Annotated in this window: 22 protein-coding genes and 1 tRNA gene; 15 read left to right on the top strand and 8 right to left on the bottom strand. The window is 56.8% G+C overall.

Going from position 1 to position 25,740, the window contains the following annotated elements; translation table 11 throughout:
* Positions 1 to 4 precede the first annotated feature (4 nt).
* The 3 genes from HB631_RS01635 to HB631_RS01625 all read left to right on the top strand — a co-directional run bounded on the left by HB631_RS01635 (position 5) and on the right by HB631_RS01625 (position 2,097).
* Complete coding sequence (locus tag HB631_RS01635; protein WP_213989412.1) at positions 5 to 964, top strand: ABC transporter substrate-binding protein; 960 nt, start codon at positions 5 to 7, stop codon at positions 962 to 964.
* 117 nt (positions 965 to 1,081) lie between these two features.
* The gene (locus tag HB631_RS01630; RefSeq protein WP_213989411.1) at positions 1,082 to 1,879 is read left to right on the top strand and encodes an SDR family oxidoreductase; all 798 of its coding nucleotides are present in this window, start codon (positions 1,082 to 1,084) and stop codon (positions 1,877 to 1,879) included.
* Between the two features lie 142 nt (positions 1,880 to 2,021).
* Positions 2,022 to 2,097: transfer RNA gene (locus HB631_RS01625), tRNA-Gln, on the top strand.
* Between the two features lie 87 nt (positions 2,098 to 2,184).
* Here the strand turns inward: HB631_RS01625 and HB631_RS01620 are convergent.
* Positions 2,185 to 4,572 (bottom strand): glucose/quinate/shikimate family membrane-bound PQQ-dependent dehydrogenase, encoded by a 2,388-nt coding sequence (locus HB631_RS01620; RefSeq protein WP_213989410.1) that lies wholly within the window; start codon positions 4,570 to 4,572, stop codon positions 2,185 to 2,187.
* Positions 4,573 to 4,845: 273 nt separating this feature from the next.
* Here HB631_RS01620 and HB631_RS01615 point away from each other — a divergent pair, with 273 nt between their 5' ends.
* The 3 genes from HB631_RS01615 (at position 4,846) to HB631_RS01605 (ending at position 7,900) form a co-directional block, all read left to right on the top strand.
* A complete protein-coding gene (locus HB631_RS01615) occupies positions 4,846 to 6,195 on the top strand; it encodes a M91 family zinc metallopeptidase (RefSeq protein ID WP_213989409.1) in 1,350 nt (449 codons plus the stop codon).
* Between the two features lie 216 nt (positions 6,196 to 6,411).
* The gene (locus tag HB631_RS01610; protein WP_213989408.1) at positions 6,412 to 6,666 is read left to right on the top strand and encodes a hypothetical protein; all 255 of its coding nucleotides are present in this window, start codon (positions 6,412 to 6,414) and stop codon (positions 6,664 to 6,666) included.
* Positions 6,667 to 7,651: 985 nt separating this feature from the next.
* Positions 7,652 to 7,900, top strand: a complete 249-nt coding sequence (locus tag HB631_RS01605; protein ID WP_213989407.1) for a hypothetical protein — start codon at positions 7,652 to 7,654, stop codon at positions 7,898 to 7,900.
* Positions 7,901 to 8,395: 495 nt separating this feature from the next.
* On the opposite strand, the gene mltB is transcribed toward HB631_RS01605, so the two are convergent.
* The gene (mltB, locus tag HB631_RS01600) at positions 8,396 to 9,487 is read right to left on the bottom strand and encodes a lytic murein transglycosylase B (RefSeq protein ID WP_213989406.1); all 1,092 of its coding nucleotides are present in this window, start codon (positions 9,485 to 9,487) and stop codon (positions 8,396 to 8,398) included.
* A gap of 813 nt (positions 9,488 to 10,300) precedes the next feature.
* Between mltB and hybO the strand changes: the two genes are divergently transcribed.
* The 9 genes from hybO (at position 10,301) to HB631_RS01555 (ending at position 19,531) form a co-directional block, all read left to right on the top strand.
* Positions 10,301 to 11,434 (top strand): hydrogenase 2 small subunit, encoded by a 1,134-nt coding sequence (gene hybO, locus HB631_RS01595; RefSeq protein WP_213989405.1) that lies wholly within the window; start codon positions 10,301 to 10,303, stop codon positions 11,432 to 11,434.
* Between the two features lie 2 nt (positions 11,435 to 11,436).
* Positions 11,437 to 12,444, top strand: a complete 1,008-nt coding sequence (hybA, locus tag HB631_RS01590) for a hydrogenase 2 operon protein HybA (RefSeq protein WP_213989404.1) — start codon at positions 11,437 to 11,439, stop codon at positions 12,442 to 12,444.
* Positions 12,431 to 13,630, top strand: a complete 1,200-nt coding sequence (hybB, locus tag HB631_RS01585) for a Ni/Fe-hydrogenase cytochrome b subunit (protein ID WP_213989403.1) — start codon at positions 12,431 to 12,433, stop codon at positions 13,628 to 13,630. The genes hybA and hybB overlap by 14 nt, the downstream gene beginning before the upstream one ends.
* On the top strand, positions 13,608 to 15,302 hold the full coding sequence (gene hybC, locus HB631_RS01580) for a hydrogenase 2 large subunit (RefSeq protein WP_213989402.1): 1,695 nt from the start codon (positions 13,608 to 13,610) through the stop codon (positions 15,300 to 15,302). Before hybB ends, hybC begins: the two co-directional genes overlap by 23 nt.
* Positions 15,302 to 15,835 carry a HyaD/HybD family hydrogenase maturation endopeptidase gene (locus HB631_RS01575; protein ID WP_213989401.1) on the top strand — a complete coding sequence of 178 codons (534 nt, stop codon included), beginning with the start codon at positions 15,302 to 15,304 and terminating at the stop codon, positions 15,833 to 15,835. Before hybC ends, HB631_RS01575 begins: the two co-directional genes overlap by 1 nt.
* Before the next feature lie 167 nt (positions 15,836 to 16,002).
* Entirely contained in the window at positions 16,003 to 16,542 is a 540-nt protein-coding gene (gene hybE, locus HB631_RS01570) for a hydrogenase-2 assembly chaperone (RefSeq protein WP_213989400.1), read from the top strand.
* Positions 16,535 to 16,876, top strand: coding sequence for a hydrogenase maturation nickel metallochaperone HypA (hypA, locus tag HB631_RS01565; protein ID WP_213989399.1), 342 nt, complete (start codon positions 16,535 to 16,537; stop codon positions 16,874 to 16,876). The genes hybE and hypA overlap by 8 nt, the downstream gene beginning before the upstream one ends.
* Positions 16,877 to 17,095: 219 nt before the next feature.
* Positions 17,096 to 18,055: an ROK family protein gene (locus tag HB631_RS01560; RefSeq protein ID WP_213989398.1), complete on the top strand. Its 960-nt coding sequence runs from the start codon at positions 17,096 to 17,098 to the stop codon at positions 18,053 to 18,055.
* A 474-nt stretch (positions 18,056 to 18,529) separates the two neighbouring features.
* Complete coding sequence (locus HB631_RS01555) at positions 18,530 to 19,531, top strand: Ldh family oxidoreductase (RefSeq protein ID WP_213989397.1); 1,002 nt, start codon at positions 18,530 to 18,532, stop codon at positions 19,529 to 19,531.
* A gap of 54 nt (positions 19,532 to 19,585) precedes the next feature.
* On the opposite strand, the gene HB631_RS01550 is transcribed toward HB631_RS01555, so the two are convergent.
* The 6 genes from HB631_RS01550 to HB631_RS01525 form a co-directional block, all read right to left on the bottom strand.
* A complete protein-coding gene (locus HB631_RS01550; RefSeq protein WP_213989396.1) occupies positions 19,586 to 20,503 on the bottom strand; it encodes a dihydrodipicolinate synthase family protein in 918 nt (305 codons plus the stop codon).
* Between the two features lie 192 nt (positions 20,504 to 20,695).
* Positions 20,696 to 21,736: a proline racemase family protein gene (locus tag HB631_RS01545; protein WP_213989395.1), complete on the bottom strand. Its 1,041-nt coding sequence runs from the start codon at positions 21,734 to 21,736 to the stop codon at positions 20,696 to 20,698.
* A 9-nt stretch (positions 21,737 to 21,745) separates the two neighbouring features.
* Positions 21,746 to 22,468, bottom strand: coding sequence for an amino acid ABC transporter ATP-binding protein (locus tag HB631_RS01540; protein ID WP_213989394.1), 723 nt, complete (start codon positions 22,466 to 22,468; stop codon positions 21,746 to 21,748).
* Entirely contained in the window at positions 22,461 to 23,111 is a 651-nt protein-coding gene (locus HB631_RS01535) for an amino acid ABC transporter permease (RefSeq protein ID WP_213989393.1), read from the bottom strand. Before HB631_RS01535 ends, HB631_RS01540 begins: the two co-directional genes overlap by 8 nt.
* A gap of 10 nt (positions 23,112 to 23,121) precedes the next feature.
* Positions 23,122 to 23,787: an amino acid ABC transporter permease gene (locus tag HB631_RS01530; RefSeq protein WP_213989392.1), complete on the bottom strand. Its 666-nt coding sequence runs from the start codon at positions 23,785 to 23,787 to the stop codon at positions 23,122 to 23,124.
* On the bottom strand, positions 23,780 to 25,732 hold the full coding sequence (locus tag HB631_RS01525; protein ID WP_213989391.1) for an aconitase family protein: 1,953 nt from the start codon (positions 25,730 to 25,732) through the stop codon (positions 23,780 to 23,782). The genes HB631_RS01530 and HB631_RS01525 overlap by 8 nt, the downstream gene beginning before the upstream one ends.
* Positions 25,733 to 25,740: the final 8 nt, after the last annotated feature.

Here is a 25,740-nt window from a genome sequence, read left to right as displayed (position 1 = left end):
TGCCATGAATTTACGCCTGGGAATTTGTATTGCCGCCTTATTGGCTTCAGGGTCCGCGCTGGCGGAAAAACCGGTGAATATTGCCTTCCTGCCCGGTCAGGTGGGGATACCTTTCTATTCAACCATGCAGTGCGGCGCGCAAAAGGCCGCCAAGGAATTTAACGTGGCGCTGAGCTGGAACGGGCCGCCGGATTGGGATATTGCGCTGCAACAGCCCTTTATCGATGCGGCGTTACAGCTGCACCCGGCGGCGGTTGTCCTGGCCCCCACCGACGGCAACGCCCTGATTACCCAGGTCGCTGAGTTGGAAAAGCAAGGCACGCCGGTCATTACGGTGGATGCGCCGCTGAACAAGCCGGTGGAGACGCAAAGCATCCAATCCAACCACTATCTGGGCGGGGTCGCCGCGGCCAAAGCCATGGCGGAAGTGGCGGGCACCAGCGGAACATTTTTGGCGGTGGGGATGCGTCCCGGATTGCCGGATATCGATGCGCGGGTGAAAGGCTTTATGGATACCTTCAAGAAAGAGTATCCGCAGGCAAAACTCCTGCCGGTTATCTATCCCGAAACCAGTTCCACCAAAGCGGCACAGCAAGTGGCGGCGGCCCTGCAGGCCAATCCCGATCTCAAAGGGGTCTATGTGACCCATTCCGCCGCCGCTACCGGCGCCTCTTCGGCCATTATGGAAGCGGGTAAACGCGGTACGGTTAAACTCATTTCCTTTGATGGGGATCCGCAGGAAATCCGTGATTTAAAAGACGGTATTTACGATGCGCTCATTATTCAACAACCTTATCAAATGGGATATCAGTCAGTGAAATTAGCCGCGGAGCTTGCCCGTAAGCAAATCAATAAGGCCCAGGTGCCCCATGATAACCTGCTGCCTTTTGTGATTGCCACGCAGAAAAACATCAATGATCCGGCGGTGCGTAAATATTTTTATCAAACCAGCTGCAAGTCTTGATGCGTCAAGTCAGTTAAAGAGAGTTTGTTAAACTGGCTGCACATTTTGATGTATGAATTTATCAATATTGAGCGATCTAAATGGGCAGCGTAAATTTGTTATTAAGGTGGATTCTTAATGGAAAGTGATTTACCCGATCGCGTAGCCATTATTGTGGGAGCGGCCAAGGGAATTGGCCTGGCGATGGCCCGCAGTTTTTCCCGCGAGGGCTGTTGTGTTGTTCTGGGGGATATCGACAGTGAGTGCGGCCGGCAATTAGTGCTGGAACTGGGAGAAGACAAAGCGGTATTCCAATATGCCGATGTCGCCAGCAAAAACGATATGGACCAGTTGGTGGCCCTGGCGGTTCGCCGCTTCGGCAAGGTGGATATTCTGCTGCAAAACGCCGGCATTTATCCCTCCTGTCTGCTGGAAGACTTATCCTTGGAACAGTGGCAGCATGTCTTGACGGTAAACCTGACGGGAACCTTCCTGGCCATGCAGGCATGTCTGCCGGTGATGCGGGCGCAGGGAGGCGGCCGCATGATTTTCACCTCGTCCATCACCGGGCCGCGGGTGGCTAATCCGGGCGTGGGGGCCTATGGGGCGAGCAAGGCGGGGATAAACGGCCTGATTCGCTCCGCCGCGCTGGAATTTGCGCCCTACGGCATCACGGTGAACGGTATCGAACCGGGCAATATCATCACTGAAGGGTTAACCGCGGGCCGCAGCCAAAGTTTTATCAGCAATATGGAAGAATCCATCCCCCTGGGCCGTTTAGGCCGTCCGGAGGACGTGGCCGCCGCCGCGATTTTCCTGGCTTCCGCCGGGGCGTCTTATATCACCGGCACCACGATTGTGGTTGACGGGGGACAAATCCTGCCGGAGAGCAAGGATTTTAATGACCGGACGCAATTTTTCTCGGAAAAACCCTAGCCGCAAATGCCTCTGCAAAAACCTGGACTCGCGTTATCCTATTCATATCGGTTTGGCTGTTTGGCAGGCTATTGCTAAGGATCGGCAGGAGACGCTGGTCAGGGAAGATAATGGCCGGTCAGACATCCCCATGCCGAAGAGGCGGGATGTAGCCCAGTGGGTTAAGGCAGTGGATTTTGATTCCACGAACGGGGGTTCGAATCCTTCCATCCCGTCCAATTTTTCCGAAAAAACACCCCCTGTTTTCTCAAACAGGGGGTGTTTTCCTTTTCACTGACAGTGGCTCGGCTTTGTGGTATTAACGGTTATTTAGCGTCGGGCAAAGCGTAGGCGATAATATAATCTCCCAGCTTGGTACCGAAAGAACCGTGTCCGCCGGCGGAAATCACCACAAACTGTTTGCCGTTCACCGCATAAGTCATCGGCGTCGCCTGACCGCCCGCCGGCAAGCGCGCTTGCCATAACAGGTTGCCGTTCGAAACATCAAAGGCGCGCAGATAGTTATCCGCCGTGGCGCCGATAAAAGCCAGGTTGCCGGCGGTGGAAATAGGCCCGCCCAGCATCGGCATACCCATCTTGAACGGTAGCGGCAACGGCGAACTGTCACGTACCGTACCGATGCGTTTCTTCCAGACCACCTCGTTGGTTTTCAGATCAAGGGCGGCCATATAGCCCCAGGCCGGCTGCTTGCAAGGTAAACCCAGCGGCGACAGGAACGGGTTCAACGTGACGCCGTAAGGAATACCGTACTGCGGCTGAATACCGGTTTCGGTACCGCTTCCCTTGGCATTGGCGTCGGGCTCTATGGGGTTGCCGGGTCCGCGCGGGATAAGCTTCGAGACAAAGGGCAGCGCCATGGGATTCATCACCGCCACCTGCCGGTCGGTATCAACCGAAATACCGCCCCATTCAAACATGCCGAGATTGCCCGGGAACACCAGGGTGCCCTGCTCGGAAGGCGGTGTGAACGGACCGTCGTAACGCAGGCGGTGGAAGATCACGCGGCACACCAACTGATCGTACATGGTGGCGCCCCACATATCCTTGTCGGTCATGTTCTGCTTGGGCCGGAAGGTCAAATCGGAGTACGGCTGGGTCGGCGCGACGTGATCGCCTTTGGACGCCCCTTGCGGTACCGGCGTTTCCGGTGCGGGAACCACCAGTTTGCCGTTACGGCGATCAAGGACGAAGATATTGCCGGTTTTCGCCGGCACGTAAATCACCGGGACCTTGTTGCCATTCTCGTCGCTGATGTCCGCCAGGGTCGGCTGCGCCGGTACGTCCATGTCCCACAAATCGTGATGGACCGTCTGATAAAACCAGGCCAGTTTACCGGTGGTGGCATTCAGCGCCAGCATGCCGCTGGCATAGCGTTCCATATCCGGGGTGCGGTTGCCGCCCCAGATATCGGGCGTTTCCACGCCAATGGGCAAATAGACCAAATCCAACTGGTCGTCATAGGCCGCCGGGGCCCAGGAGTTGGGGGAATTTGCCGTATACAGCTGCGGCCCTTCCGGTATGATATTGGGATCCTTGCTGCCGGTATCGAATGCCCACAGCAGTTTGCCGCTGTTGACATCAAAACCCCGGATCACGCCGGAAGGCTCGCGGGTGGAATAGTTATCCGTGACCGCGCCGGCCACGACGATGACTTTATCGGTCACCACGGGCGGCGAGGTGGGCTCGTAGGCGCCGGCCTTGGCATTCGGCATATTGTTTTGCAGGTTCAGCTTGCCGTTATCGCCAAAATCGGGGCAAAGCGCGCCGGTTTGCGCATCCAGGGCATACAGATTGCCGTCGTTCACCGGCAGCAGGATACGTCGGGAACAGACGGCGGGAGCCGCGCCCTGGGCGTTAGCCTGAGCCGCTTGGGGCGTTTCATGATAAGACACGCCGCGACAGGTCACGTGCTGGAAGGAAGGATCGCTTTTAAGTTTGGGATCGAACGTCCATTTCTCTTTGCCGGTGGCCGCGTCCAGTGCGAACAGCTTTTGATGCGACGTGCACAGATAAAGCATATCGCCAATCTTGATGGGCGTAACCTCACTGGTGAACTCCAGCGGATCGCTGCTGGTTTTCAAATCACCGGTGCGGAATGTCCAGGCTTCCTTCAACTGGCCGACGTTTTTTTCATTGATTTGATTCAGCGGGGAGTAACGGGTCCCTTGCTGGGTACGGCCGTAGGCCGGCCAGTCGTCGTCGGGAATCGTCGACGCCGCTTTGGCGACGGTGGTTTGGTCGGCGCTCAGGGTGCCGTTGACCTCCTGGGGATCGTTAAACACCGAATACACCAACACCACCACGGTAACCAGCAGCGAGGCCAGCAAGGCCATCCGCGCTCCCCCGCCTTTTACCACCAGCGCGCGATAGATAAACGGCAGCGTGATCCACAGGCCGAAGAAGAACACCACGTCCAGACGCGGCGTCAGCGCCCAGAAATCGGTCCCCACTTCCCACAGGCCCCAAATCGTGGTGCCGAGCAGGAAAGCCGCATACAGCAACAGCGCCGAGGTCCGGCGCCGGTACAACAGCCAGGCGGTGAGCAGCATCACCACGCCTGCGATAATATAGTATGGCGAGCCGTGAAGTTTCAGCAGCCATATACCGCCAATCAACAGATACAGGCCGCTCAGCGCGGCGAAGAGTACCGTAATGATGATCAGCAATCGTGAACCCCATCCCTTATCTTGCATAATAGTAACCTTACTAAGATTTAACTTCATCGATGTTAAGCGTAAGACAAATTGGAAAAAAAACGCGTTTGATGACGGATTATTGCCGGCGGGATTGCCCCTGGCCCTGTCCGCAACGGGTAAAATAGTTTATTTCAGAATATTTCCCGGCCCGCCAGGCTCGATAATCCGCTCACAACGGCCAGATGGAGGGCTCAACGCCCCTGCGTTTAACGGGGCGGGGCCGGCTCAGCTATAAAGTCCGTACAGTGGACAAAAGACCAAAAAAGTTATTTGCGTATCAAGGGAAGGTTTGTCCGCGTTTCACTGTCGAAAGAGTATGTTAATTGTTATGTCATCGCTTCGCCTGATAACCGGCATGCCTTGTCCTTACACTTCAAGGAAGGGCGCTTTCGCCAGCTAACAGTTCCACCTCATGGTCTGTATAAATATGGTCAGCAAAACGTGTTTTTAAAACAACGCAGCAGAATAAAAAATCTATTGGATGAGGCCGAACATGAAATAAAATACAAACGGGTATTGGAAGCCGCACACCGTATAAATAAAGCCTTTCAAGAACACAAAAAATACGAAGCCGGCTCTATCCACCAATTGACCCGAGTTTCTTTGGATTTTATAAAAAAAAGTGTTTTCCGGGATGGAAAAGTCGACCTGGCAGCGACAGATGTTACCGCCATTCAAGAGGCATGGGTAAAAAATGTCAGGCTGCCGTTGATAACCAATATGAAAGCTGACGAGGATGATATAAAAGAATTATTCACAGAAGTTCCCATTTATTGTAAATATATTGTGAAATATCTTCATAAACCGGGGCCAAAGAAGATTTTGGAAAAATTTGCGTTAGCACTGAATGAATTATCGACCACGCCCATGGCGCTTTATAGCGTTAACCCTAAAACCGGACAGTATAATTTGGTGCTGGATAAAACAAGGATCGCGACAAAAATCGTCATCCTTGGCAATGATTTGTTTATTGCATCGGTCACAAGAGTATTAAACGACATCAAGCAGGTCCCGATGGGGCAAAAAATTCTGCTAGCCTTGCATGAGAAAGCCTTCACCATACAGCCCCCGACCATGAGCGCCATAGACCGTTACGCGGACGGTCGGTTTTACGCCAAAAACAGTGCCGGCGGGGCCATCGCGTTTGATCCCGGGAATTTTATTGTTGGCGACGGGTCCACAATAAAGATGGAGCTTTGGCGTCATCGGGATCCCGCCATTGCCCTTTATCATGAATTATTGCATATTTATTACAATTCAAATCCTGTCAAATTTAAGCCAGTAGATAAGAAATCAGCGGCAAAAGAAATAAAAAAAACAAAGGAGACACAGGAGACAGAGGGAACAACCATTGCCGGTGGCTGGTCCGAGCTCGAAGAGGCCATGATTACCGGCGTCAGTTTTAAAGATCCTATAACGAATGAATTATATGATTTTATCGAAGATAATTACATAAAAGAAAATGGACAGGAGCTTATTTCCGAAAATCATTTCAGAAAAGAATATGCCCGCATGAGGGGTTCCGATCATTATTATAGAAGACCTTATTACGTTAAGTCGGATGAACTGACACCAAAGCAAATAAAGTTCCGTTTAACCTACAGTTATAAATACAGGTAAATTTTACGTATAATGATAATTCTCTATGATTTGTGAGTGGGGGAACGTGCTGTCATTGTTGTCAATCATTACAATATTTATAAAAAGCATGATTATGAAATTAACATACAGTGAACATTTAGGCTTGTTGAATTTTAACATTCGATATGATTGTCTATCGAAGAGCTGATAGGCTGTCTCATTAACACCCTTTAACCCCCTAGGAGAGTATCAATTATGCGTCTTGCGGAATACTTCACCTGTTGTCCACGGCAAGATTTTTCAGATGGCAATGCTTGGTTGAGGAACTGGGACTGGGCTCCCAATTATCATGGAAATTGGGAAAGTTGGGCCGAAGAAGCTTGGTTTGAAGAAAAAAGAAATCGGCAGGTGGCTAAAAAAAAATATTTCATTGTTATAACCATCGGCAGGAAGAACTGGACTTATCCCATCTCGGCCTGCGCTGCTTGCCAATATTACCCCGCCAGGTGAAAATTCTTAATGCCAGCCACAATAAGTTAACCGGCTTACCTTATCCCTACCCCACTAAACTTATTCAGGTAGACCTGAGTAATAATAATATTACAAAAATTCCACGGGATTTACTGTACAATGTGGAAGAATTAATTTTAACCGGGAACCCTCTGAACAAACAATTCAGGAAGACATTGCGTGACCCGATGCTGAACTATGTGAAATTTGAGCAGCTCCCCCTAATGCCCCCTCACCGCACGCATCCCTTTGCTGTTCCGAACAGAAGCTGGCCAAGCGAAACAATCGTGAAACTCTCGTTAAAAAAATGACGGCAATGGACTAAGGAGGGGTTAACCCCATTTCCGCCACTCCTCCAGCGTCAGTAACGGCACACGTGCAAACTCTCTCGTATTGTTCGTCACCAGGTATGCATAGGTCAGGCATAGGTTTGTTTTCTCCTTCAACCAAGATCCGAATTCTGTCAGACTCGGATCTCAATCCCTCAAGGAGCCGGCGGCCGACGTACTTTCACACTATCTTGCGCTTTTATTAACCATTAAGGCCGCTACATATAGCGTCATGGCAGTCGGCGGCCCCTCGGCATTACGGCCCAAATAAACGGCCCGTTCGGTCCATCGGCGGCATGCTTTGATTCGGGAAAGTCCCAATAATGGAGAAAGTCGAGAGTGGTTAATGTGGGAACTGGTAATTGCACTTTGATATTATATGATACTATATAATAACTTTATCAATTAATGTTACCTTCGTTCACGCTGAGAACGCTATTAGTCTCAATTATTAAGGGCATTGACGCCGTTTTTATTGCCAGAGTCCTGTATAATTATTTAAAAATACGGTTGACTTCATTTATTTTCAGGGATCCTCCAAAATAACCATTTTCTAAAAAAATAGTATTATCATTAAAAAATCCACAGGTTTTATAACATTACCCTCTGGGTGAAAAACCCGTCAATTTAATGACAATCCGCCGATTTACTCTTTTATGAAAATAGTTTCATTTACCCTTGTTATAGCGCTTGAAATTATTTTACAAAGGCACATGATATGCCCAGAGGAAAGTTCCAATGTCGGAACGACCTTACTATGCAAGGTATATATGATGTCCAAGAATGACAAAAACGCCAAATCAGGTTCTGCTAAAGGTAACGATCAGCAGAAGAACCAAAAACCGGCCGCTAACGAAAAAGCAGCTGCAGAAGCGGCTCAAGCCTCTGATAAAAGAAAGAAATAATTGAATAGTAGGGCTAAGGCCGCAAGGCCTTAGCCCCTGTTCGGTTGGGCAAACAGCTCATGCTTGATAAAAGCATGGTTTTTTTTGTCGAAAATTTAATAATGAAGGATTATTGAATTTAAGATATATCCTAAATAACTGCGGTGTTAAATATACACGTTATAATTAGCGGACTTCCTGTAGCTATTAATTTTTCGGCTCGCCCACGACGTCAGTTATACTAATTTATCTGAATATCTTCATAAATGTCCCCTCAGGATATGCCTATTCCGCGTCGCCGTAAAAACCGACACTCTCCCCAAGGGTTAATCTCGACGGTTTTATCGGCTATGAAAACCATTTCACCCTGTCTATTTCTGCGTTGCAGGTTATATTGGCCCGAGCATTCCCCTGCGAACAATAAATATTTTTTCACTCTATCCGCCGCCTTGGCCCTTTCAAGACCAACAGGTAAAGAGCCGGGGCATAGCCACCCCCGGCTTTTGGCGCGGAGAATCAATTCGACGCCAGCATATTGCCCTGGCGCGCCTGGTTTACCGCCTCGCCCAGTTGCCACACCGCCATGGCATAATGGGTACTGTGGTTATACCGGGTAATGGCGTAGAAATTCGGCAGGCCATACCAATATTGATAGCGGTTGCCGAGATCCAGGCGCAGCAGGCTGGCTTCCTGATAATTCTGCAGCGAACCCTGCGGACTGAGTCCGGCCGCCGCCAGGGTGGCAACGGGGTAGCGGGTATCGTAGCCCTGATCGAACCCCGGGGCCTGACCGACGGCCGGTATGGCGACCTCGCCGCCGCGCGCCCAGCCGTGCGCCTGGAAGTAATTGGCGACGCTGCCGATGGCATCCACCGGGTCCCACAGGTTGATATGGCCGTCGCCGTCGAAATCCACCGCAAAACTTTTGAAGGATGAGGGCATAAACTGACCGTAACCCATGGCGCCGGCATAGGAGCCGCGCAAAGAGAGCGGGTCGTCCCCCTCGCTGCGCGCCATCAGCAGAAAGGTTTCAAGTTCACCGGCGAAGTAGTCGGCGCGGCGCGGATAGGCAAAGGCCAGCGTTGCCAGTGCATCGATGGTGCGGGTCTTGCCCATCACCCTACCCCAGCGGGTTTCCACGCCGATGATGCCGACGATGATCTCCGGCGGCACGCCGTAAACCTGATAGGCCCGTTGCAGGGCATCCTGATACTGATTCCAGAAAGCCACCCCGTTCTGCACATTGTCGGGGGTGATGAACTTGCTGCGATAGCGGAGCCAGGCCCCATTGGGGATGGTTGACGGCGGCCCCGACGGCCCCTGCTGATCCATCAGCCGAAGTACATAATCCAATCGTTTGGTCTGAGCTAAAACGTTATGGAGCTGTTCCCTTTCGAAGCCGTGCTCAGCCACCATTTTGTCGACAAATCGGTCCACCGCCGGGTCGGCGGCGAAATCGCCGTTTTCAAGCAGACCGCTATGGTCCGGCTGGAGCAAGAAACCACTCGGCGAAGCGCTGCCAAGAGGGGCTTCGGCGGGAGGCACCGGTTTGCTGCTACAGGCGGAGAGTAAAGCGAATAGAGGAACTAATACAGCCAGGTAACGCATTGGATATCCATAAACCAGGCAAATTAATGTGGCTGATATGGTAAGCCTTTGTCAGGGACGAACAAACCAAAATCTGCCGTGGGACGCCTCACAGGAACATGCTGTAACATTTTGGCAAAAACGGTCATAAAAGACCCTGCACCTGCTGGCAGAGACCTATTGCCGTTTCAGCGTCAAATTATCACTGAAAAAAATTATCTCGTTGGATATAGATAAAATAGCTCTACATTAAAGTCCGATAACCGTTGGACCTGTGGAATTAAAGAGCCACCTCAATTTTTCATCGGACGGTGAAGAAGAACGAAATAGTGCTATACCCGTTTTTTTGTTCAACCAAGGGCCACATGCAAAAATGCATTAATGGCAGCATCCGTGGATTGCATCCAGGGACGAGAAGGGACCTTTTTCACGCGTCACAGACTGTTATTGACGCCACGGGGTTATTTTCCCCGCGCTGGGCGCAGGGGTGATAAAAGTTTACGTCTCGAATCATCCTGCTGTTTTTTATGAAATAAATCATTTAAGACAGATTCTTCCGCGTCACCATGACATCAAGCGGCCTTTTATAAAAAAACATCATAAAAAATTAGCTGGCACGATTTAGCACTCGGAAAATATTTTATTAGCGCGTTTAGCACTTAACAAAAAAGTATTTTTTCATCAACTGTTGTCTTTAATGGAATTAATATAGGAAAACCTCATTTTATTTGATGCAGATTAACTTGAGCGGCATTAATGGGTATTAAGTTATCAGTTCGATCATAAAGCCTTCGCTAAAGGCGTGGAAAAATTCGAACAATAAGGATAATAAACATGGCCGGGGAAAATCAGCTGCTTTCCCAGAAGGGTATCAACCGCCGTGATTTTATGAAACTTTGCACAGCCCTGGCCGCCACCATGGGACTGAGCACCGGGGCCGCCGCCGAAATGGCGCTCTCGGTAAGTTCTCCCCTCCGACCGCCGGTTATCTGGATCGGCGCACAAGAGTGTACCGGCTGTACGGAAGCGCTGCTGGCCGCCACCCACCCGACCCTGGAAAATCTCCTGTTAAACATGATCTCGATGGATTATCACGAGGTGCTGTCCTCCGCTTTCGGCGAACAGGCCGAGCAGAATAAAAACCAGGTGATGGCGCAATACCGGGGAAAATATATCCTGGTGGTGGATGGATCCATCCCCCTTAAGGACGGTGGAATTTACTGCATGGTTGCCGGTAAACCGGTGGTGGAACATATCCGCGCCGCGGCACAAAACGCGGCGGCGATTATCGCCATCGGCTCCTGTTCCGCCTGGGGCGGCGTGCCCTCCTCCGGCGACAATCCCACCGGCGCCGTCAGTCTGCAGGAAACGCTGCCCGGCAAAACGGTGATCAATATTCCGGGTTGTCCGCCCAATCCTCATAACTTCCTGGCCACGGTGGCCCATATCATTACCTGGCGGCGTCCGCCGGCCCTGGATGGCCTGAATCGTCCCGCCTTCGCCTACAGCCGGCTGATCCATGAAAACTGCGAACGTCGCCCGCATTTCGACGCTGGCCGCTTTGCCCGGCAATTCGGCGACGAAGGCCATCGGCAGGGGTGGTGCCTCTACCATCTCGGCTGCAAAGGTCCGGAAACCTACGGCAACTGCTCCACCCTGCAATTTTGCGATGTGGGGGGAGGGATTTGGCCGGTGGGCATTGGTCATCCCTGTTACGGTTGCAACGAGAAAGGAATTGGCTTCACCAAGGGCATTTCCCAATTGGCCAACGTCGCCAATCCCACTCCCCGGGTGGATAAACCCGCGGTTCACAAAACCGAAGGCGGCCAGGTCTCGCTTACCGCCATGGGACTGATTGGCGGCGTGGTGGGCGTGGTGGCGGGGGTCAGCCTGATGACGGTGCGTGAACTGGGGCGACAGCAAAAGCAGCATCGCGACAATGACGGCCAACCGCCACGGGGAGAATAGCCGTGAACAGACGTCATTTTTTCAAACTGGCCTCCGGCGGCGTCCTGATGGCCGCCATCCCAGCCACCGGCCAAGGCGCGGCGCAAAACAAAGCGCCGCTCCCCGGCGCCTTGGGCATGCTTTACGATTCAACCCTGTGTATCGGTTGCCAGGCCTGCGTCAGCAAGTGCCAGCAGGTGAACCACAGCGAACAGGGTCCCCACGGCGGCCCCTATGCCGGCGGCGAGGTTAACTGGTCGAATAACGATAAGCTCAGTCCCTACACCAACAATATTATTCAGGTCTGGAGCAGTGGCAACGGCCAACACAAAGACCAGCCGGAAAACGGCTACGCCTATATCAAAAAACAGTGTATGCACTGCGTTGATCCGAACTGCGTTTCCGTCTGCCCGGTGACCGCGCTGCAAAAACATCCGGTCACCGGCGTGGTGCACTATGACCCGTCAGTGTGTATCGGCTGTCGTTATTGTATGGTGGCCTGCCCGTTCGACGTGCCCAAATATGATTACGACAGTCCGGTGGGCAAGATCCATAAATGTGAATTATGCAATCAGCAGGGGCTGGAGCGTCTGGATCGCGGCGAATTGCCCGGCTGCGTGGAGGTGTGCCCCACCGGTGCGGTTATTTTCGGCGCCCGGAGGGATTTGCTGGCGGAAGCGAAACGGCGTCTAGGGCTGAAAGCCGGCGAGGTGTATCGCTATCCCCGGCAGCGACTGACGGATAATGACACCAATGAACGACAGGCGGCCCGCTATACCCCGCATGTTTACGGCGAGCTGGAGGGCGGTGGAACCCAGGTGCTGGTGTTGGCGGGCGTCCCCTTCGCCGGACTGGATCTGCCTCCCCTGGCCCCCCTGTCCACCGGCGAACGCTCCGAACATCTGCAGCATACCCTGTACCAGGGCATGGTGATCCCGTTGGCGCTGCTGGCGGGGATCACCACCCTGGTACACCGCAACATGAAAAAAAATCCGCCGGACGAGGAGAATGACCATCATGACGACGCATGAAGCAAAACCACTGGGAGGCCGGCTGCTGACCTGGCCGGTGCTGCTGCTGGCGCCCTTCGTCGCGCTGTGCGGCCTGATGATTGTCAAACGCCTGATCATGGGAATCGGCGCGGTAAGCGATCTGAACGGCGGTTATTCCTGGGGCCTGTGGATTGCCTTCGATCTGCTGGTGGGCACCGGCCTGGCCTGCGGCGGCTGGGCCCTGGCCTGGACGGTCTATGTGTTCAATCGCGGCGAGTATCATCCCCTGGTACGGCCGGCGCTGTTGGCCAGCCTGTTCGGCTACGCCTTGGGCGGACTGTCCATCACCATCGATCTCGGCCGTTACTGGAACCTGCCCTATATCCTGTTGCCGGGGCAATACAACACCTCCTCGGTGCTGTTTGAAACCGCGGTCTGCATGACCATCTATATCTGCGTCATGGCGCTGGAATTCGCGCCGGCGACGCTGGAACGCCTGGGCTGGCATCTGCCCCTCAAGCGGCTGAACAGCATTATGTTCTTTGTCATCGGCCTGGGGGCGCTGCTGCCCATGATGCATCAATCCTCCATGGGGTCGCTGATGATTGTCGCCGGTTACAAGGTGCATCCGCTGTGGCAAAGCTATGAAATGCTGCCGCTGTTCTCCCTGTTGACCGCCTTTATCATGGGGTTTTCCATGGTGGTGTTCGAAGGTTCTCTGGTGCAGGCCGGCCTGCGCGGCGCCGGCGGCAGCGAGACCTCGCTGTTTTACCGGCTGACGCGGATTATCAATATTTTCCTGATCCTGTTCATCGTGCTGCGGTTCGGCGAACTGCTGTTCCGGCATAAAACCGCCTATCTCTGGCATCTGGATCGCTACGCCCTCTCCTTTTGGTGTGAAATCCTGCTGATGCTGTTGCCGCTTATCATTTTCAACCTGAAAGCCTGCCGCTATGACGCGCGGCTGCTGTTCACCGGCGCGCTGTGCATGATCCTCGGCGCGGTGTTATGGCGTATGGACTATTCGCTGCTGGCATTCGATCCCGGCAACGGTTACCACTATTTCCCCACTGCGAGCGAAATCCTGATAAGCGTGGGATTCCTGGCCATCGAGGTGTGCGCCTACATTTTATTGATTCGGCTCTTGCCGGTACTTCCGGCCCATATTGTAGTACACAATCATCATCAGACAGAGGTTGATCATGAGTCAGCGCATCACCATTGATCCCGTCACCCGCATCGAAGGACATTTGCGCATCGACTGCGAAATCGAACAAGGCAAGGTGGTGAAGGCCTGGTCTTCCGGCACCATGTGGCGCGGCATGGAGCAAATTCTACAGGGCAAGGATCCCCGCGATGCCTGGATTATCGTGCAGCGCATTTGCGGCGTCTGCACCACCATACATGCCATCGCCTCGGTACGGGCAGTGGAAAATGCCCTCGGCATGGCGGTGCCGGTGAATGCGCAATACATCCGCAATATCATTCTGGCGGCTCATACCCTGCACGACCATATTGTGCATTTCTACCAGCTGTCGGCACTGGACTGGGTGGATATCGTTTCAGCCCTGAAGGCCGACCCGCAAAAGGCGGAAGACCTGCTGCGGGGGCTGTCGGACTGGCCGCTGAACAGCGCGGCGGAGTTCAGCCGCGTACAGCGTAAAATTCACGATCTGGCGGCCAGCGGCCAACTGGGTATTTTCGCCAACGGCTACGGGGGACACCCGGCCATGGCGCTGCCGCCGGAGGTGAATCTGATTGCGGTGGCGCACTATTTGCAGGCATTGGAGTGCCAGCGCGACGCCACCCGCATCGTCGCAATGCTGGGGGGCAAAACGCCGCATATTCAGAACCTGGCGGTGGGCGGCGTGGCCAATCCCATCAACCTGGATGCGCCGAACGTGCTGAACATGGAGCGCCTGATGTACCTCAAGACCTTTATCGACCGGCTGGGGGACTTTATCGAGCAGGTGTACCGAGTGGATACCGCGCTGATTCTGGCCCACTATCCGGAGTGGCTGAGCCTGGGCCAGGGCGCCGACAACTACCTGTGCGCCCCGGAACTGCCCGTTGACGGCCCTGGGGAGACATTCCTGCTGCCGGGGGGCTACCTGGAAAACGGCACGTTCCGCCCGATAACCAGCCACCGGGATCCTTATTTAATGAAAGGCATTGAGGAAAGCGCCCGACACGCCTGGTATCAGGACGATCAACCCCTGGCACCCTGGGAAGGGTTAACCCGGCCTCACTATACCGGCTGGCAGGACGACGGCAAATACTCCTGGGTCAAGGCCCCGAGTTTCTATGGCAAAACCGTGGAAATGGGGCCACTGGCCTGGCTAATGTGCAGTCTGGCGGTCGGACATGAACCCACCGGGAAACATCTGGCCCATATCGGCGCCGACTTCCGCCGGCTCAGCGGCCTGGAGCTGGGTCCTGATCAATTGCCGTCCACCGCCGGCCGCATCGTCGGCCGCGCCGTGCACTGCTGCGTGCTGCGGGAAACGCTGGCGCAGCAATGGCAGGCGCTGGTAACCAATATCGGCAACGGCGACCACGAGACCTTTATCAAGCATGATATCCCCCAAAGCGGCGAGATTCGCGGCGTGGGATTCGTGGAAGCGCCGCGCGGCATGCTCTCCCACTGGATAGTGATCAAGGACGGCAAAATCGCCAACTATCAGGCGGTGGTCCCCTCCACCTGGAACGCCAGCCCGCGCGGCAACCAGGATGAACCCGGCCCTTACGAGCGCTCGCTGGTGGGAACCCCGGTGGCGGATCCGGCCAAACCGCTGGAAGTGGTGCGCACCATTCACTCCTTCGATCCCTGCATGGCCTGCGCGGTGCACATCGTGGATACGACGGGCGCGGAAGTGACCGCCGTGCGGGTGGTGTAATGAACATGCTGATTCTGGGCATCGGCAATCTGCTGTTGGGGGACGAAGGCGTCGGCGTGCGGGTGGTGGAAGCGCTGGAGCGGCGTTTTATCCTGTCGCCGCCGGTGGAAATCCTGGACGGCGGCACCTCCGGCATGGCGCTGATGGAGGTCATGGCCGGCCGCGACAGCCTGATTGTCGCCGATGCGGTGCTCACCGGCGCCGAACCGGGTAGCGTAACGGTGCTGCGGGACGCGGAAGTGCCGGCGCTGTTCAGCCGCAAAATATCTCCCCATCAACTGGGCCTGTCCGACGTATTGACCGCGTTGCATCTGACGGATGAGTTCCCACGCCGGCTGACGCTGGTGGGCATAGAGCCGGCATCGCTGGCGCCGGGCATCGGCCTGACGCCGACGGCGACCGCCGCCATTGAACCGGCGCTGGCCCATATCCTGGCACTGCTGGCCCAGGCGGGGGTGAACGCGGCCCCTCGCGACGCCGCTCAGCAAACCGCCAAGGGGCCGGCCGGCGATCTTACGCCGTCGGGGCTGTGAAACAGCCGGCAGACCGACCCTCCTTACGTCGTCGCGGCCGTAATGAAGCGGAATCGGGATAGCGGGATTTGTAATGATAACGTGAGGAAACCGGCGTGCCAGGCCCCATGATAATTGAAGGAGAACCGGTATGCCCGAACATAATGTGATATCGAGGAACAACCGGCATGCCTGAATACATTCCTGGCCTTGAGCAAAATCCGCAGCCTCTGCTGGAGCGCCTGTTCAGCGGTATTGCAGCGCGTGAAATGCGCACCTTGCCGTTTTATCGGCCGCAAATCCCCATCCGCGCCTGCGACTTTCAACTGTTTGAACAGCAATGGATCGGTGCCCTGCTGACCCCCTGGATGCTCAGTCTGCTGGTGTTGCCGGGGCCCGGGCAGCTGTGGCCCCGCCGTTCGGCGGGCACGCGGCTGGCATTGGCCCTGCCCTGCGGTAATGTCGGTTTTACCCTGGGAGAAATCGCCGGGTTCCCCCCGTGCGGGAGCGACACTAATCCGCTGGGCGGGAGCGACGCTTGCGGTCAGTATCTCAGCAGTTCGCTGATGTCGCCGCTGCCTGCGGAACTCGCCGCCGAACCGGCACTGATACTGGCGCAGCAGTGCGTCCGCATGGCGCTGGCGCTGCCGGTAAGAGATGCCGACGCCCCTGAAAATATGCATCGCCGGTGGTTATTAACCCGCGTCAAGGGCCGGACCGATGCATGAGATCTCCCTTTGCCTGAGCGCGCTGGAGCTGATTGAAGATCAGGCGCGGCGGCATGGAGGCAGCCGGATAACCGGCGTATGGCTGGAAATCGGCGCCCTTTCATGCATCGAAGAGGAGGCATTGCGTTTTTGCTTTGACTCTGCCTGCCGCCACACCTTGGCTGAAGGCTGCCGGCTGCATGTGAGTTATGCGCCGGCGAGAGCGTGGTGCTGGCAGTGCGACAGGCTGGTATCCGTCCAGGGTTACGACACGGGTTGTCCCCTGTGCGGCAGCCATGCCCTGCGGGTGGAAAGCGGCGACCAATTACAGGTAAAACAAATCGAGGTGGAATAACCCAGGCAAGTTTTTTTTGCCGACAACCATTCGTGCCGTCAATATTGCCCTGCGTTGAGAGTACAGCCGGCGCTTTCAATGGGGTAACATACTGAGCGACGGCCGTGATTTTATCGGCTTACCTTATCTTTCGCGATTCCCCGGCCTGACCTTGGTGCCTCTGATGCCCGATTTCATCCTCTTTGGCGACGAGCCGCGGGACTTACAGGAATGACCTTTATGAGCGCCTCTGTTGCCACACCCGGAGATTCAGCGGTTTTTTGCGCCGATATCGGCGGTTCATTTATCAAATTCGGCGTCTCCCGCCGCGCCGGGGAAGTTGAGGAATGTGTAAAAGTGCAGACCCCCACCGCATCTTGGGCCGATGTGGTCACGACCATGCGCTCCCTGATAACGCAATATGGCGCGGATTTACCGCCGCACACCCCGCTGGCGCTATCCACCGCCGGACTGATTTCGCCGCAAACCGGCGAACTGCTGTCGGTGAATATCCCGGCGTTTACCGGCCGGCCGCTGGCGACGGCACTCTGCTCGGTCTTAAACCGCCCGGTAAGCGCCGCCAACGATGCGGACTGTTTTGTCCTGGCGGAAGCCCATGCCGGTGAGGCGCAAGGTTGCTCGGTAGTGGCGGGGATTATTCTCGGCACCGGCGTCGGCGGCGGGCTGGTGATTAACGGCCAATTGGTGCGCGGCTACGGCGGCGTCACCGGCGAATGGGGTCATGGCGCAATCACCCGCACCGAGCTGACGCTTAACGGCAAAACCTATCCCATTCCCCGTTTGCCTTGCCCCTGCGGGCAAACCGGCTGCATCGATACCCTCGGCGGCGCCCGCGGCATGGAACGGCTGCACCGCCATTTGCACCAACGGGATCGTTCCAGCATGGAGATCGTCGACGGCTGGTTGGATCAACAGCCGGACAGCACGCTTACGGTGAACGCCTGGCTGCAACTGGTGGCCGAACCGCTGGCGCTGCTGGTGAATATTCTCGGTCCGTCGAAGATTGTCGCCGGCGGCGGCCTGGCCTCCTCCGCCCCGCTGATTGCCGCGCTGGATTTAGAAGTGCGCGCCGGAGTACTGCATCGTTACGACTACCCCCTGGTGGTGCCGGGAAGATTTATCGCCCAGGGCGGCTTAGTGGGAGCCTCGGTGCTGGGCCGGCTGGGGCAAGTCTTTTAGTCGGCAGGCCACGCCCGCTATCACCGAGCGTGCAGCGAACCTGTTAAAGGGAGAGCGCGCCAATGAGGTCGAATCGGGCGTGGTTTTTCCGCCCGACCGAGCGCCTCATGGCACGCTAGGCCCGCGATCATCGATCGTGCAGCGAATCTGTTAAAGGGGGAGCGCACCAATGAGGTCGAAGCGGGCGTGGTTTTTCCGCTCGACCGAGCGCCACATGGCACGCTAGGCCCGCCATCACCGAGCATGCAACCGAACGTGTTAAAGGGAGAGCGCGCCAATGAGGTCGAAGCGGGAGTGGTTTTTCCGCCCGCCGGAGTGCCTCATGGCACGGTAGGCCCGCGATCATCGATCGTGCAACGAGCGTGTTGAAGGATAACTGTGCCAGAATCGACATCCGTAGCGACGAATTTTAACAAGCATGACGGAGTCAATCATGGGAAAGTCGTGCAACAACACCGAAAAACGAGGCATTGAATGGCACAACTTTCATTAGAAGACACCCACGCCCTGGCGCACAATATCCTGCGCCACCATGGTTTCAGTGAAGAACAGGCGGATGCCATCGCCGACACCATGGCCGCCGGCCAGCGTGACGAGTGCGCCTCCCACGGTTTATACCGCTTGCTGGGCTGCATCGCCACCCTCAAGGCCGGCAAAGCAGTGGCGGACGCACAGCCGGAAACGCACGACATCGCCCCGGCGCTGCTGAAAGTGGATGCCAAAGGCGGTTTCTCCCCGCTGGCATTTCGCCGCGGTCTGCCGCAGGCGCTGGAAAAAGCCCGGCAAAATGGCTTAGCGGCCTTTGCTATCAACCACTGCGTGCATTTTTCCGCCCTCTGGGTGGAGATTGAAGAAATCACCGCCGCCGGCATGGTGGCGCTAGCCTGCACCCCCAGCCATGCCTGGGTGGCGCCGGCGGGAGGCAGCAAACCCCTGTTCGGCACCAACCCGTTCGCTTTTGGCTGGCCGCGCGCCGGACAGTTGCCGTTCGTGTTCGATTTCGCCACCAGCGCCATCGCCCGGGGTGAAATCGAACTGCACCGGCGGGAAGGCAAACCGGTCCCTCCCGGCTGGGGCATTGATGACGCCGGACAGCCCACCACCGATGCCGCCGCCATCCTGGCCGGCGCCATGCTCACCTTCGGCGGCCATAAAGGATCGGCCCTCTCCGCCATGATTGAATTGATTGCCGGACCCTTGATCGGCGATTTCACCAGCGCCGAATCCCGGGCCTGGGACAATGGCGCCGGCGCGCTGCCCTATCACGGCGAGCTGATTATCATCATCGACCCCCGGCGTTTTCTCGGCCCCCAGGCAGCGGAACACCTGGCCCGCGCCGAACCGCTGTTCGCCGCCATGGCGCAAAACGGACGCCTGCCGTCACAGCGGCGCTATGAAGCCCGGCAGCGCAGTCTGGAACAGGGTATCACCCTGCCGGATTCGCTCTACCGGGATTTGTTGGCGCTGCTGAATTAAAAGAGGGGCCCGGCTGTATCCCCTCGTTGCGCACGGGCGCCACCGGCGGTTAACTTAAAGGCCGACATCCGGCAACTGCGGACGATGAGCCAGGGCGTGCTGCATGATTTTATCGATATAACGATGCTCCTCTTCCTGCAGCGCCAAACGCGGCGGCCGGGTCAGCGCCGATCCGCGCTGCATGATGGCTTCGCACAGCTTGATGCACTGCACCAAATCCGGACGGGCATCCAGATGCAACAACGGCATAAACCACTCATATAAAGGTATCGCTTCGGCAAAGCGTCCGGCTTTGGCCAGCCGGAACAAGGTCTCTCCCTCTTTCGGGAAGGCGTTGGACATCCCGGATACCCAACCTACCGCCCCGACGGCAATACTCTCCAGCACCACGTCGTCCAGCCCGGCGAACAGCACAAAACGATCCCCCACCTCATTGCGCACATCGATGAAACGGCGGGTATCGCCGGAAGAATCCTTGAAACAGACGATGTTTTCGCAATCCGCCAGGGAAATGAGAATATCCGGCGTCACGTCGTTTTTATACACCGGCGGATTGTTATACACCATCACCGGCAAATCGATGCCGCTGGCCACGGTGCGATAATGCGCCGCGGTTTCAAAGGGCTTGGAAGAGTAAACCAGCGCCGGCATCAACATAATGCCGTCCGCGCCGATACGCTGCACCTCTTTGGCCATCGTCAAGGCGTTGGCGCTGGTGAATTCGGCGATACCTGAAATCACCGGCACCCGGCCCTTGGCCGCATCTTTGGCCATTTCCACAATGCTGACCTTTTCTCCCATGCTCAAGGAGGTGTTCTCACCCACCGTGCCGCAAATCACCAGACCGGACACCCCGTCGCGGATCAGCGCATTGATCACCTGATGGGTGGCCTCCAGATTCACGGAAAAATCGTCGTTGAATTGGGTGGTAACGGCAGGGAATACCCCACTCCAGCTAACCTGTTGCGCCATGCTATTTCACCTCTCGATTAAATGGTATTTCGTATACTAAACCCTTCATCTTTCAAGTCGCAGCCGTGTTGACTTCACTCGTGACAAATCTGTTCCGGACAGATTCGTCACGAGCTTGCCGCCTTGCTGCGACTCGAAATCTATCGGGTATCTATTGATTAAACGCTCTGCAAATAGCGTTTGCTGTGTACGTTAACGTGGTTGAATCCCCATCGGCCAGGTGTCGGACAGGCGATAGCCCTGCGGCCAGGGATCCGCCGGGTCCAACAGCAGCTGGTGGGTACCGGTAATCCACGCCCGCCCGGCAATGCGCGGCAGGATAGCCGGTTTGCCGGCCACATCGGTGAGGCCATCGATGCGGCAGTGAAACGTGGAACCGATAATGGAATGGCTGATAAAAGGGTCGTTTACCCCCAGCAGGCCCTTGGCGTGTAAGACCGCCATCCGCGCCGAACAGCCGGTGCCACAGGGGGAACGATCGATTTTTCCCGGGCGGATCACCACCGCATTGGTGGCGCTTAAGCCCTGCTCATCACGGTTGACCGTTGAGGCAATCTGGCAAAAGGAGATATGATCCCAGTCCGGGTTCAGCGGATGGACAAAACCCAGCTGTTCGTTGGCGGCGCGGGTGATTTTCAACCCGGTCGCCACCAGGTCGGCGGCTTCGTCGGCGGTAAGGGCAAAACCCAGCGTTTGGGCGTCGACAATAACAAAGCTGTCGCCGCCGTAAGCGGTATCCACCCGCAGGCTGCCGATGCCGGGGACCTCCAGCACCGCATCCAGCTTGTCCGCAAACGAGGGAACGTTACGTACTTCCACCCGTTCGGTCTTGCCGTTGCGGCAGTGGGCCAGCACCTCGATTAAACCGCCGGGGGCCTCCAGCACCAGCCGGGTTTCCGGTTCATGCATCTCCAGGATGCCGCTATCAAGCAAAACGGTGGCGACACACAGGGAATTGGATCCGGACATCGGCGGCGTATCCGCCGGTTCCATAATAATCCACGCCATGTCCGCCCGAGGATCCTTTGGCGGCACCAGCAGATTGACATGGCGGAAAACCCCGCCGCGCGGTTCGTTCAGGACAAAGTTGCGCAGGGTTTCGTCACTGGCTATCCAGCGGGACTGCTGCCAAAGTGTCTCTCCCGGCGGCGGCGCCACGCCGCCGACAATGACATCCCCCACTTCCCCTTCCGCATGGCAACTGACGACATGAATGATTTTGGCTGAACGCATACCGCTCCCCTATCTTACCGATTTCAGAAATTCCGCCGTTTCAGGACGCTGAGGCTGGCCTATCACCTGATCCGGCGTACCGATTTCATGGACCCGTCCATAATGCAAAAACGCCACCCGGTCGGAAACATCCCGGGCGAACCGGATTTCATGGGTTACCAGGATCATGGTCATGCCCTCCTCCGCCAAGAGCCGCATGGTATCCAAGACTTCCCCCACCAGTTGAGGATCGAGGGCCGAGGTGGCCTCGTCGAACAGCATATAGTCCGGCGACATCGCCAGTGCACGGGCAATGGCCATGCGCTGCTGCTGTCCGCCGGAAAGACGGCTGGGATAGACGGACAGTTTGTTCGCCAGGCCGACGTGGGTCAGTTGGCGCACCGCCATCTCCTCCGCTTCCTGTTTGCTTTTCCCCAGCACCTTTCGTGGCGCCAGCATGACGTTTTCCAGTACCGTCAAATGGGGAAAGGCGTTCCACTGCTGGAACACGATGCCTATCTTGCAGCGCAGTTTATTCACATCGGTGCGTCGGTCATGAACCTCGACGCCGTCCACCAATATCCGGCCCTTTTGTATGGGTTCGAGACCGTTGATGCACATCAACAGGGTGGATTTCCCCGAGCCGGAACCGCCGATGATCGACAGCACCTCTCCTTTATTCACCGTTAGGTCGACGCCCTTCACCACCTCAAGGTTGCCGTAGGATTTGTGTAAATCTGTTATTTCAATCATTTTCCTGCCACCTTTTTTCCAGCCGGACGCCGATACGCGCGATCACGAGGCTCATCAGGTAGTAAATGGCCCCGGCGATGCACAGCACCAGCAGCGGTTCCTGAATGCGGGTAATAATGTTTTGCGAGGCCCGCAGCAATTCGATGATGCCTATCCACATCACCAGCGCGGTGTCCTTCATCACGGATAACGACAGGCTGAGCCAGCTGGGAAACGCCACCCGCAGCGCCAGCGGCAGTACGATATGGCGCAGGGACTGGCTGCGGTTCATGCCCAGGGAGCGTCCGGCCCGCTGCAGGTTGTCCGGCACCGATAGCACGCTGCCGCGCACGATTTCCCCGCAAAAGGAGGCGGTATAAATGCCCAGCACCACGCAGGCGACGGCAAAGGCGCTCAGGTTAAGACCGATAATGCTTTTGAAGGCGTTGAACAGCACGAACTGAATAAGCAACGGCACGCTGCGGAAAATATCCATAAACCAGGCCAGAGGGATGGAGAGCCGGGGCAGCAGGGTATAGAGAATGCCGATAACCACACCGGCCACGGTGCCCGCCAGCATGGCGCAAAACGTCAGTTCCAGAGTTACCCCCGCCCCTTGCAGCAAGTAGAGAAAATCGGTACCGGTAAGGCTGGTGCTAAACATAGTGTTGCCCTCAGTAGCGGAACAGTTTCCAGGCCATCAATCGCCCCACCAGCATTACCGCTTTGGCTATCAGGTAATAGAGCGCGGCGGCAATGGCGAAAAACTCAAAGGTCCGGTAGGTCTTGACGTTCCAGGCCTGGGTTACGCCGGTGAGATCGTTATCCAGTCCCACCACTACCCCCAGGGAGGTCATGAGCACCGCCCACACCATCTGGTTGGTCATCGGGTAGAACACTACCCGTAATAACTGCGGCATCACAATCAGCCGCCAGGCCTGGAATGAGGTCATGCCCAGGGAGCGCGCGGCGCGCATCTGGGTTTCCGGCACCGCCCGCAGGCCGCCGCGAAAATTCTCAGCCAGATACCCGGCGTTGTTAAAGGTGATGCCCAGCAGCAGGGCAATCCAGGAACTCACATAAAAGCCGAAGGCGCCGAGACCGAAGTACAGGATGTAAACCTGAAACAGCGCGGGCGTGTTGCGGGCCAGCGACACCCAGGTCTCGGCAAACATCCGCAGGATACGCCAGGGACCGACGCGCATCATGGTCAGCAACAGGGCGATGGACACCCCCAGCACCATGGACAGGACGGCGGTATAAAAGGTTATCCAACTGCCCGCCAGCATCTCCGGCAAGGCGCGGAACGCGGCATTCCAGTGAAAACTGTAATTAAACATCGGTCAGCGAGCCTCCCGTTGCGCCATGGCGCGCATCGATAATCGTACCGCCGGTTTCATCATGGATTGTGCCGTTGGTTGAGCCGCTGGTAGAAATGTCGGCGGTAAAGTTGGCAGAGCCGTCGGCAGCGCCGTTAGCTACAGCGTTGATTGCGCCCTTGACCACGCCGTCGGTCGAGCCATCGGCAGTGCCGCCCGAGGTGTCAACGAACGGCATCAGCCAGCGGGGCGGCCGTAAATCGGCGTAGCCAAGTCGGGCTGCCGCGATACAGTCCGCCAGCGAGGCAAAGTGAACGCGGCAATCCACCAGTCCCGGGGCGTAATGGGCATACTTGCCGGAGTTGGTCATTAACGTGGCGGCAAACACAGGCACCACCGGACGGCGCAACATGCACCAGCAGGTGTCGTTGATACATTGGGCGCCGAAGGACTCCAGGGTCGCCACATAACCCGCCTCTTCGGCCTGGCGGTAGACCTCCCGGCCGCTGGTGAGCACCAGCGCCACATCCGGGTGCCGGTGCCCGCCCCGGCACAACTGCGCCAGCCGGGCATATTCCGTCAGCGAAAGATGGGGATTGCCCAAGGCCACCAGCTGAACGCCGCTATCAACGGCGGTATTGAGCGCCTGCCAGGCCGAGAGCAGGTCTGTTGAGGTCAGGCGGTAATGCCGCACGGGCGGCCGGTTGCCCAGCGCGTCCGCCAGGGCGGTTGCTTCCGGCGTGACGCCGACGATATGAAACATCGGCGCCGCCGAGGTGGTGGCGAATGCCGCGCTGAACGCTTTTAAATCATCCCGGCTCATCCCGCTGGGTTCCAGGCCGCAGACCACCGGAATATGGTTCGGCGACAGTTCACCCACCAGATGTCCCAACAGTGGATAGAGGGAGTCGTCCGCCTCCGCGGGCAGCGGAACATCAATTTGCACTTCGGCATGGCGCGACGCGTCAAGATGCGGACCGCTGAGAGGCGCGCGTCCGGTGAGAGCGATGCACAGATCGAGAAAATCGGGGTATTTCTGGGTCCGCGCCGCCAACACGCTGTTGGCAAAGGACACGGCATTGGATTCCGACCAGGCGATATGTTCGCCGGCCCGAGGCGCCGTGGCCAGCAGATAGGGGGCGCAGGTAAAGCTGCCGGTCGCGCCCAGTTGCAGATAGGCGTCCGCCAGTTGGCCGGCGGGCTCCCCTTCCTTGGGATCAATTCCCTGCTCCCGCCAGCGGCGACAATCCACCGATACCGCGTTAAGGGTGGTGGGAACCCGCACCCTGCCCCCCCAGGCCAGCCATTGCCGGGCAAAGGACAGGCTGGCGCCGCCGGTATAAATACAGCCGTCGATATGCACCTGGCTCACGGAAATCAGTCCCACCGCCTGTTGCAGTTGGGCCATATACACCACGATTTCCATGGCCCGCCGCACCGCCTCGCCCATGTCCCCCGCCAGCATGGCGCGATCTTCGTCGCTGAGGACAAACAGCCCGGTCTCGGGCCGGGCTAGGGGGATATCCAGGAAGCACAGTCCGTCATGGCCGAAGGCCCGCAGGCGGTAGTCATTGATTTCCACCCGCCGGCACGTCGCCAATTGTCCGAAGGTTTCCTTATCAAGGGTGATGACCGGCAGGTCGCGCGCAAAGAGCTGGCGCGCCACCAATACGCCGAGCGCCAGAATTTCATCCGCTTCCGCCAGCAGCAGCGCCGCCGGCCCGTGGCCGTTCAGAATGAGCTCCAGCAGCACGCTGCTGCCGGTGCAGGATCCGCGTCCGCTGGGTATCGCCAGCGCTTTGCCCGCCAGGGAGCGGCCCTGTAGAGGATGATGATAATCGATGATTTCGCCGCTGGCGCCATCAACGCCGCCCCAGAAGCTCAGGCCGGTATGACTGAACAGCACTTCTCCCCGGCCGCTGCCGGTAATCAGAAAACGCCCCTGGGCCGTCATCGTTGCCATCATGCCCGCCT

This window comes from Sodalis sp. dw_96, assembly GCF_018449575.1.
GTDB lineage: Bacteria > Pseudomonadota > Gammaproteobacteria > Enterobacterales > Enterobacteriaceae > Acerihabitans.
Note: the sequence above shows the minus strand (reverse complement) of the source record. Positions and strands in the feature narration are given on the sequence as shown.

What these genes read in the sequence shown, in the direction of transcription:
- hybC (WP_213989402.1), top strand. Translation starts at nt 13,608, where the DNA reads ATGAGTCAGCGCATCACCATTGATCCCGTCACCCGCATCGAAGGACAT.
- HB631_RS01605 (WP_213989407.1), top strand. Translation starts at nt 7,652, where the DNA reads ATGAAAATAGTTTCATTTACCCTTGTTATAGCGCTTGAAATTATTTTA.
- HB631_RS01540 (WP_213989394.1), bottom strand. Translation starts at nt 22,468, where the DNA reads ATGATTGAAATAACAGATTTACACAAATCCTACGGCAACCTTGAGGTG.
- HB631_RS01525 (WP_213989391.1), bottom strand. Translation starts at nt 25,732, where the DNA reads ATGATGGCAACGATGACGGCCCAGGGGCGTTTTCTGATTACCGGCAGC.
- HB631_RS01535 (WP_213989393.1), bottom strand. Translation starts at nt 23,111, where the DNA reads ATGTTTAGCACCAGCCTTACCGGTACCGATTTTCTCTACTTGCTGCAA.
- HB631_RS01635 (WP_213989412.1), top strand. Translation starts at nt 5, where the DNA reads ATGAATTTACGCCTGGGAATTTGTATTGCCGCCTTATTGGCTTCAGGG.
- hybO (WP_213989405.1), top strand. Translation starts at nt 10,301, where the DNA reads ATGGCCGGGGAAAATCAGCTGCTTTCCCAGAAGGGTATCAACCGCCGT.
- HB631_RS01545 (WP_213989395.1), bottom strand. Translation starts at nt 21,736, where the DNA reads ATGCGTTCAGCCAAAATCATTCATGTCGTCAGTTGCCATGCGGAAGGG.
- mltB (WP_213989406.1), bottom strand. Translation starts at nt 9,487, where the DNA reads ATGCGTTACCTGGCTGTATTAGTTCCTCTATTCGCTTTACTCTCCGCC.
- hybE (WP_213989400.1), top strand. Translation starts at nt 16,003, where the DNA reads ATGCCTGAATACATTCCTGGCCTTGAGCAAAATCCGCAGCCTCTGCTG.
- HB631_RS01550 (WP_213989396.1), bottom strand. Translation starts at nt 20,503, where the DNA reads ATGGCGCAACAGGTTAGCTGGAGTGGGGTATTCCCTGCCGTTACCACC.
- hypA (WP_213989399.1), top strand. Translation starts at nt 16,535, where the DNA reads ATGCATGAGATCTCCCTTTGCCTGAGCGCGCTGGAGCTGATTGAAGAT.
- HB631_RS01560 (WP_213989398.1), top strand. Translation starts at nt 17,096, where the DNA reads ATGAGCGCCTCTGTTGCCACACCCGGAGATTCAGCGGTTTTTTGCGCC.
- HB631_RS01530 (WP_213989392.1), bottom strand. Translation starts at nt 23,787, where the DNA reads ATGTTTAATTACAGTTTTCACTGGAATGCCGCGTTCCGCGCCTTGCCG.
- HB631_RS01555 (WP_213989397.1), top strand. Translation starts at nt 18,530, where the DNA reads ATGGCACAACTTTCATTAGAAGACACCCACGCCCTGGCGCACAATATC.
- HB631_RS01620 (WP_213989410.1), bottom strand. Translation starts at nt 4,572, where the DNA reads ATGCAAGATAAGGGATGGGGTTCACGATTGCTGATCATCATTACGGTA.
- hybB (WP_213989403.1), top strand. Translation starts at nt 12,431, where the DNA reads ATGACGACGCATGAAGCAAAACCACTGGGAGGCCGGCTGCTGACCTGG.
- HB631_RS01575 (WP_213989401.1), top strand. Translation starts at nt 15,302, where the DNA reads ATGAACATGCTGATTCTGGGCATCGGCAATCTGCTGTTGGGGGACGAA.
- HB631_RS01630 (WP_213989411.1), top strand. Translation starts at nt 1,082, where the DNA reads ATGGAAAGTGATTTACCCGATCGCGTAGCCATTATTGTGGGAGCGGCC.
- HB631_RS01610 (WP_213989408.1), top strand. Translation starts at nt 6,412, where the DNA reads ATGCGTCTTGCGGAATACTTCACCTGTTGTCCACGGCAAGATTTTTCA.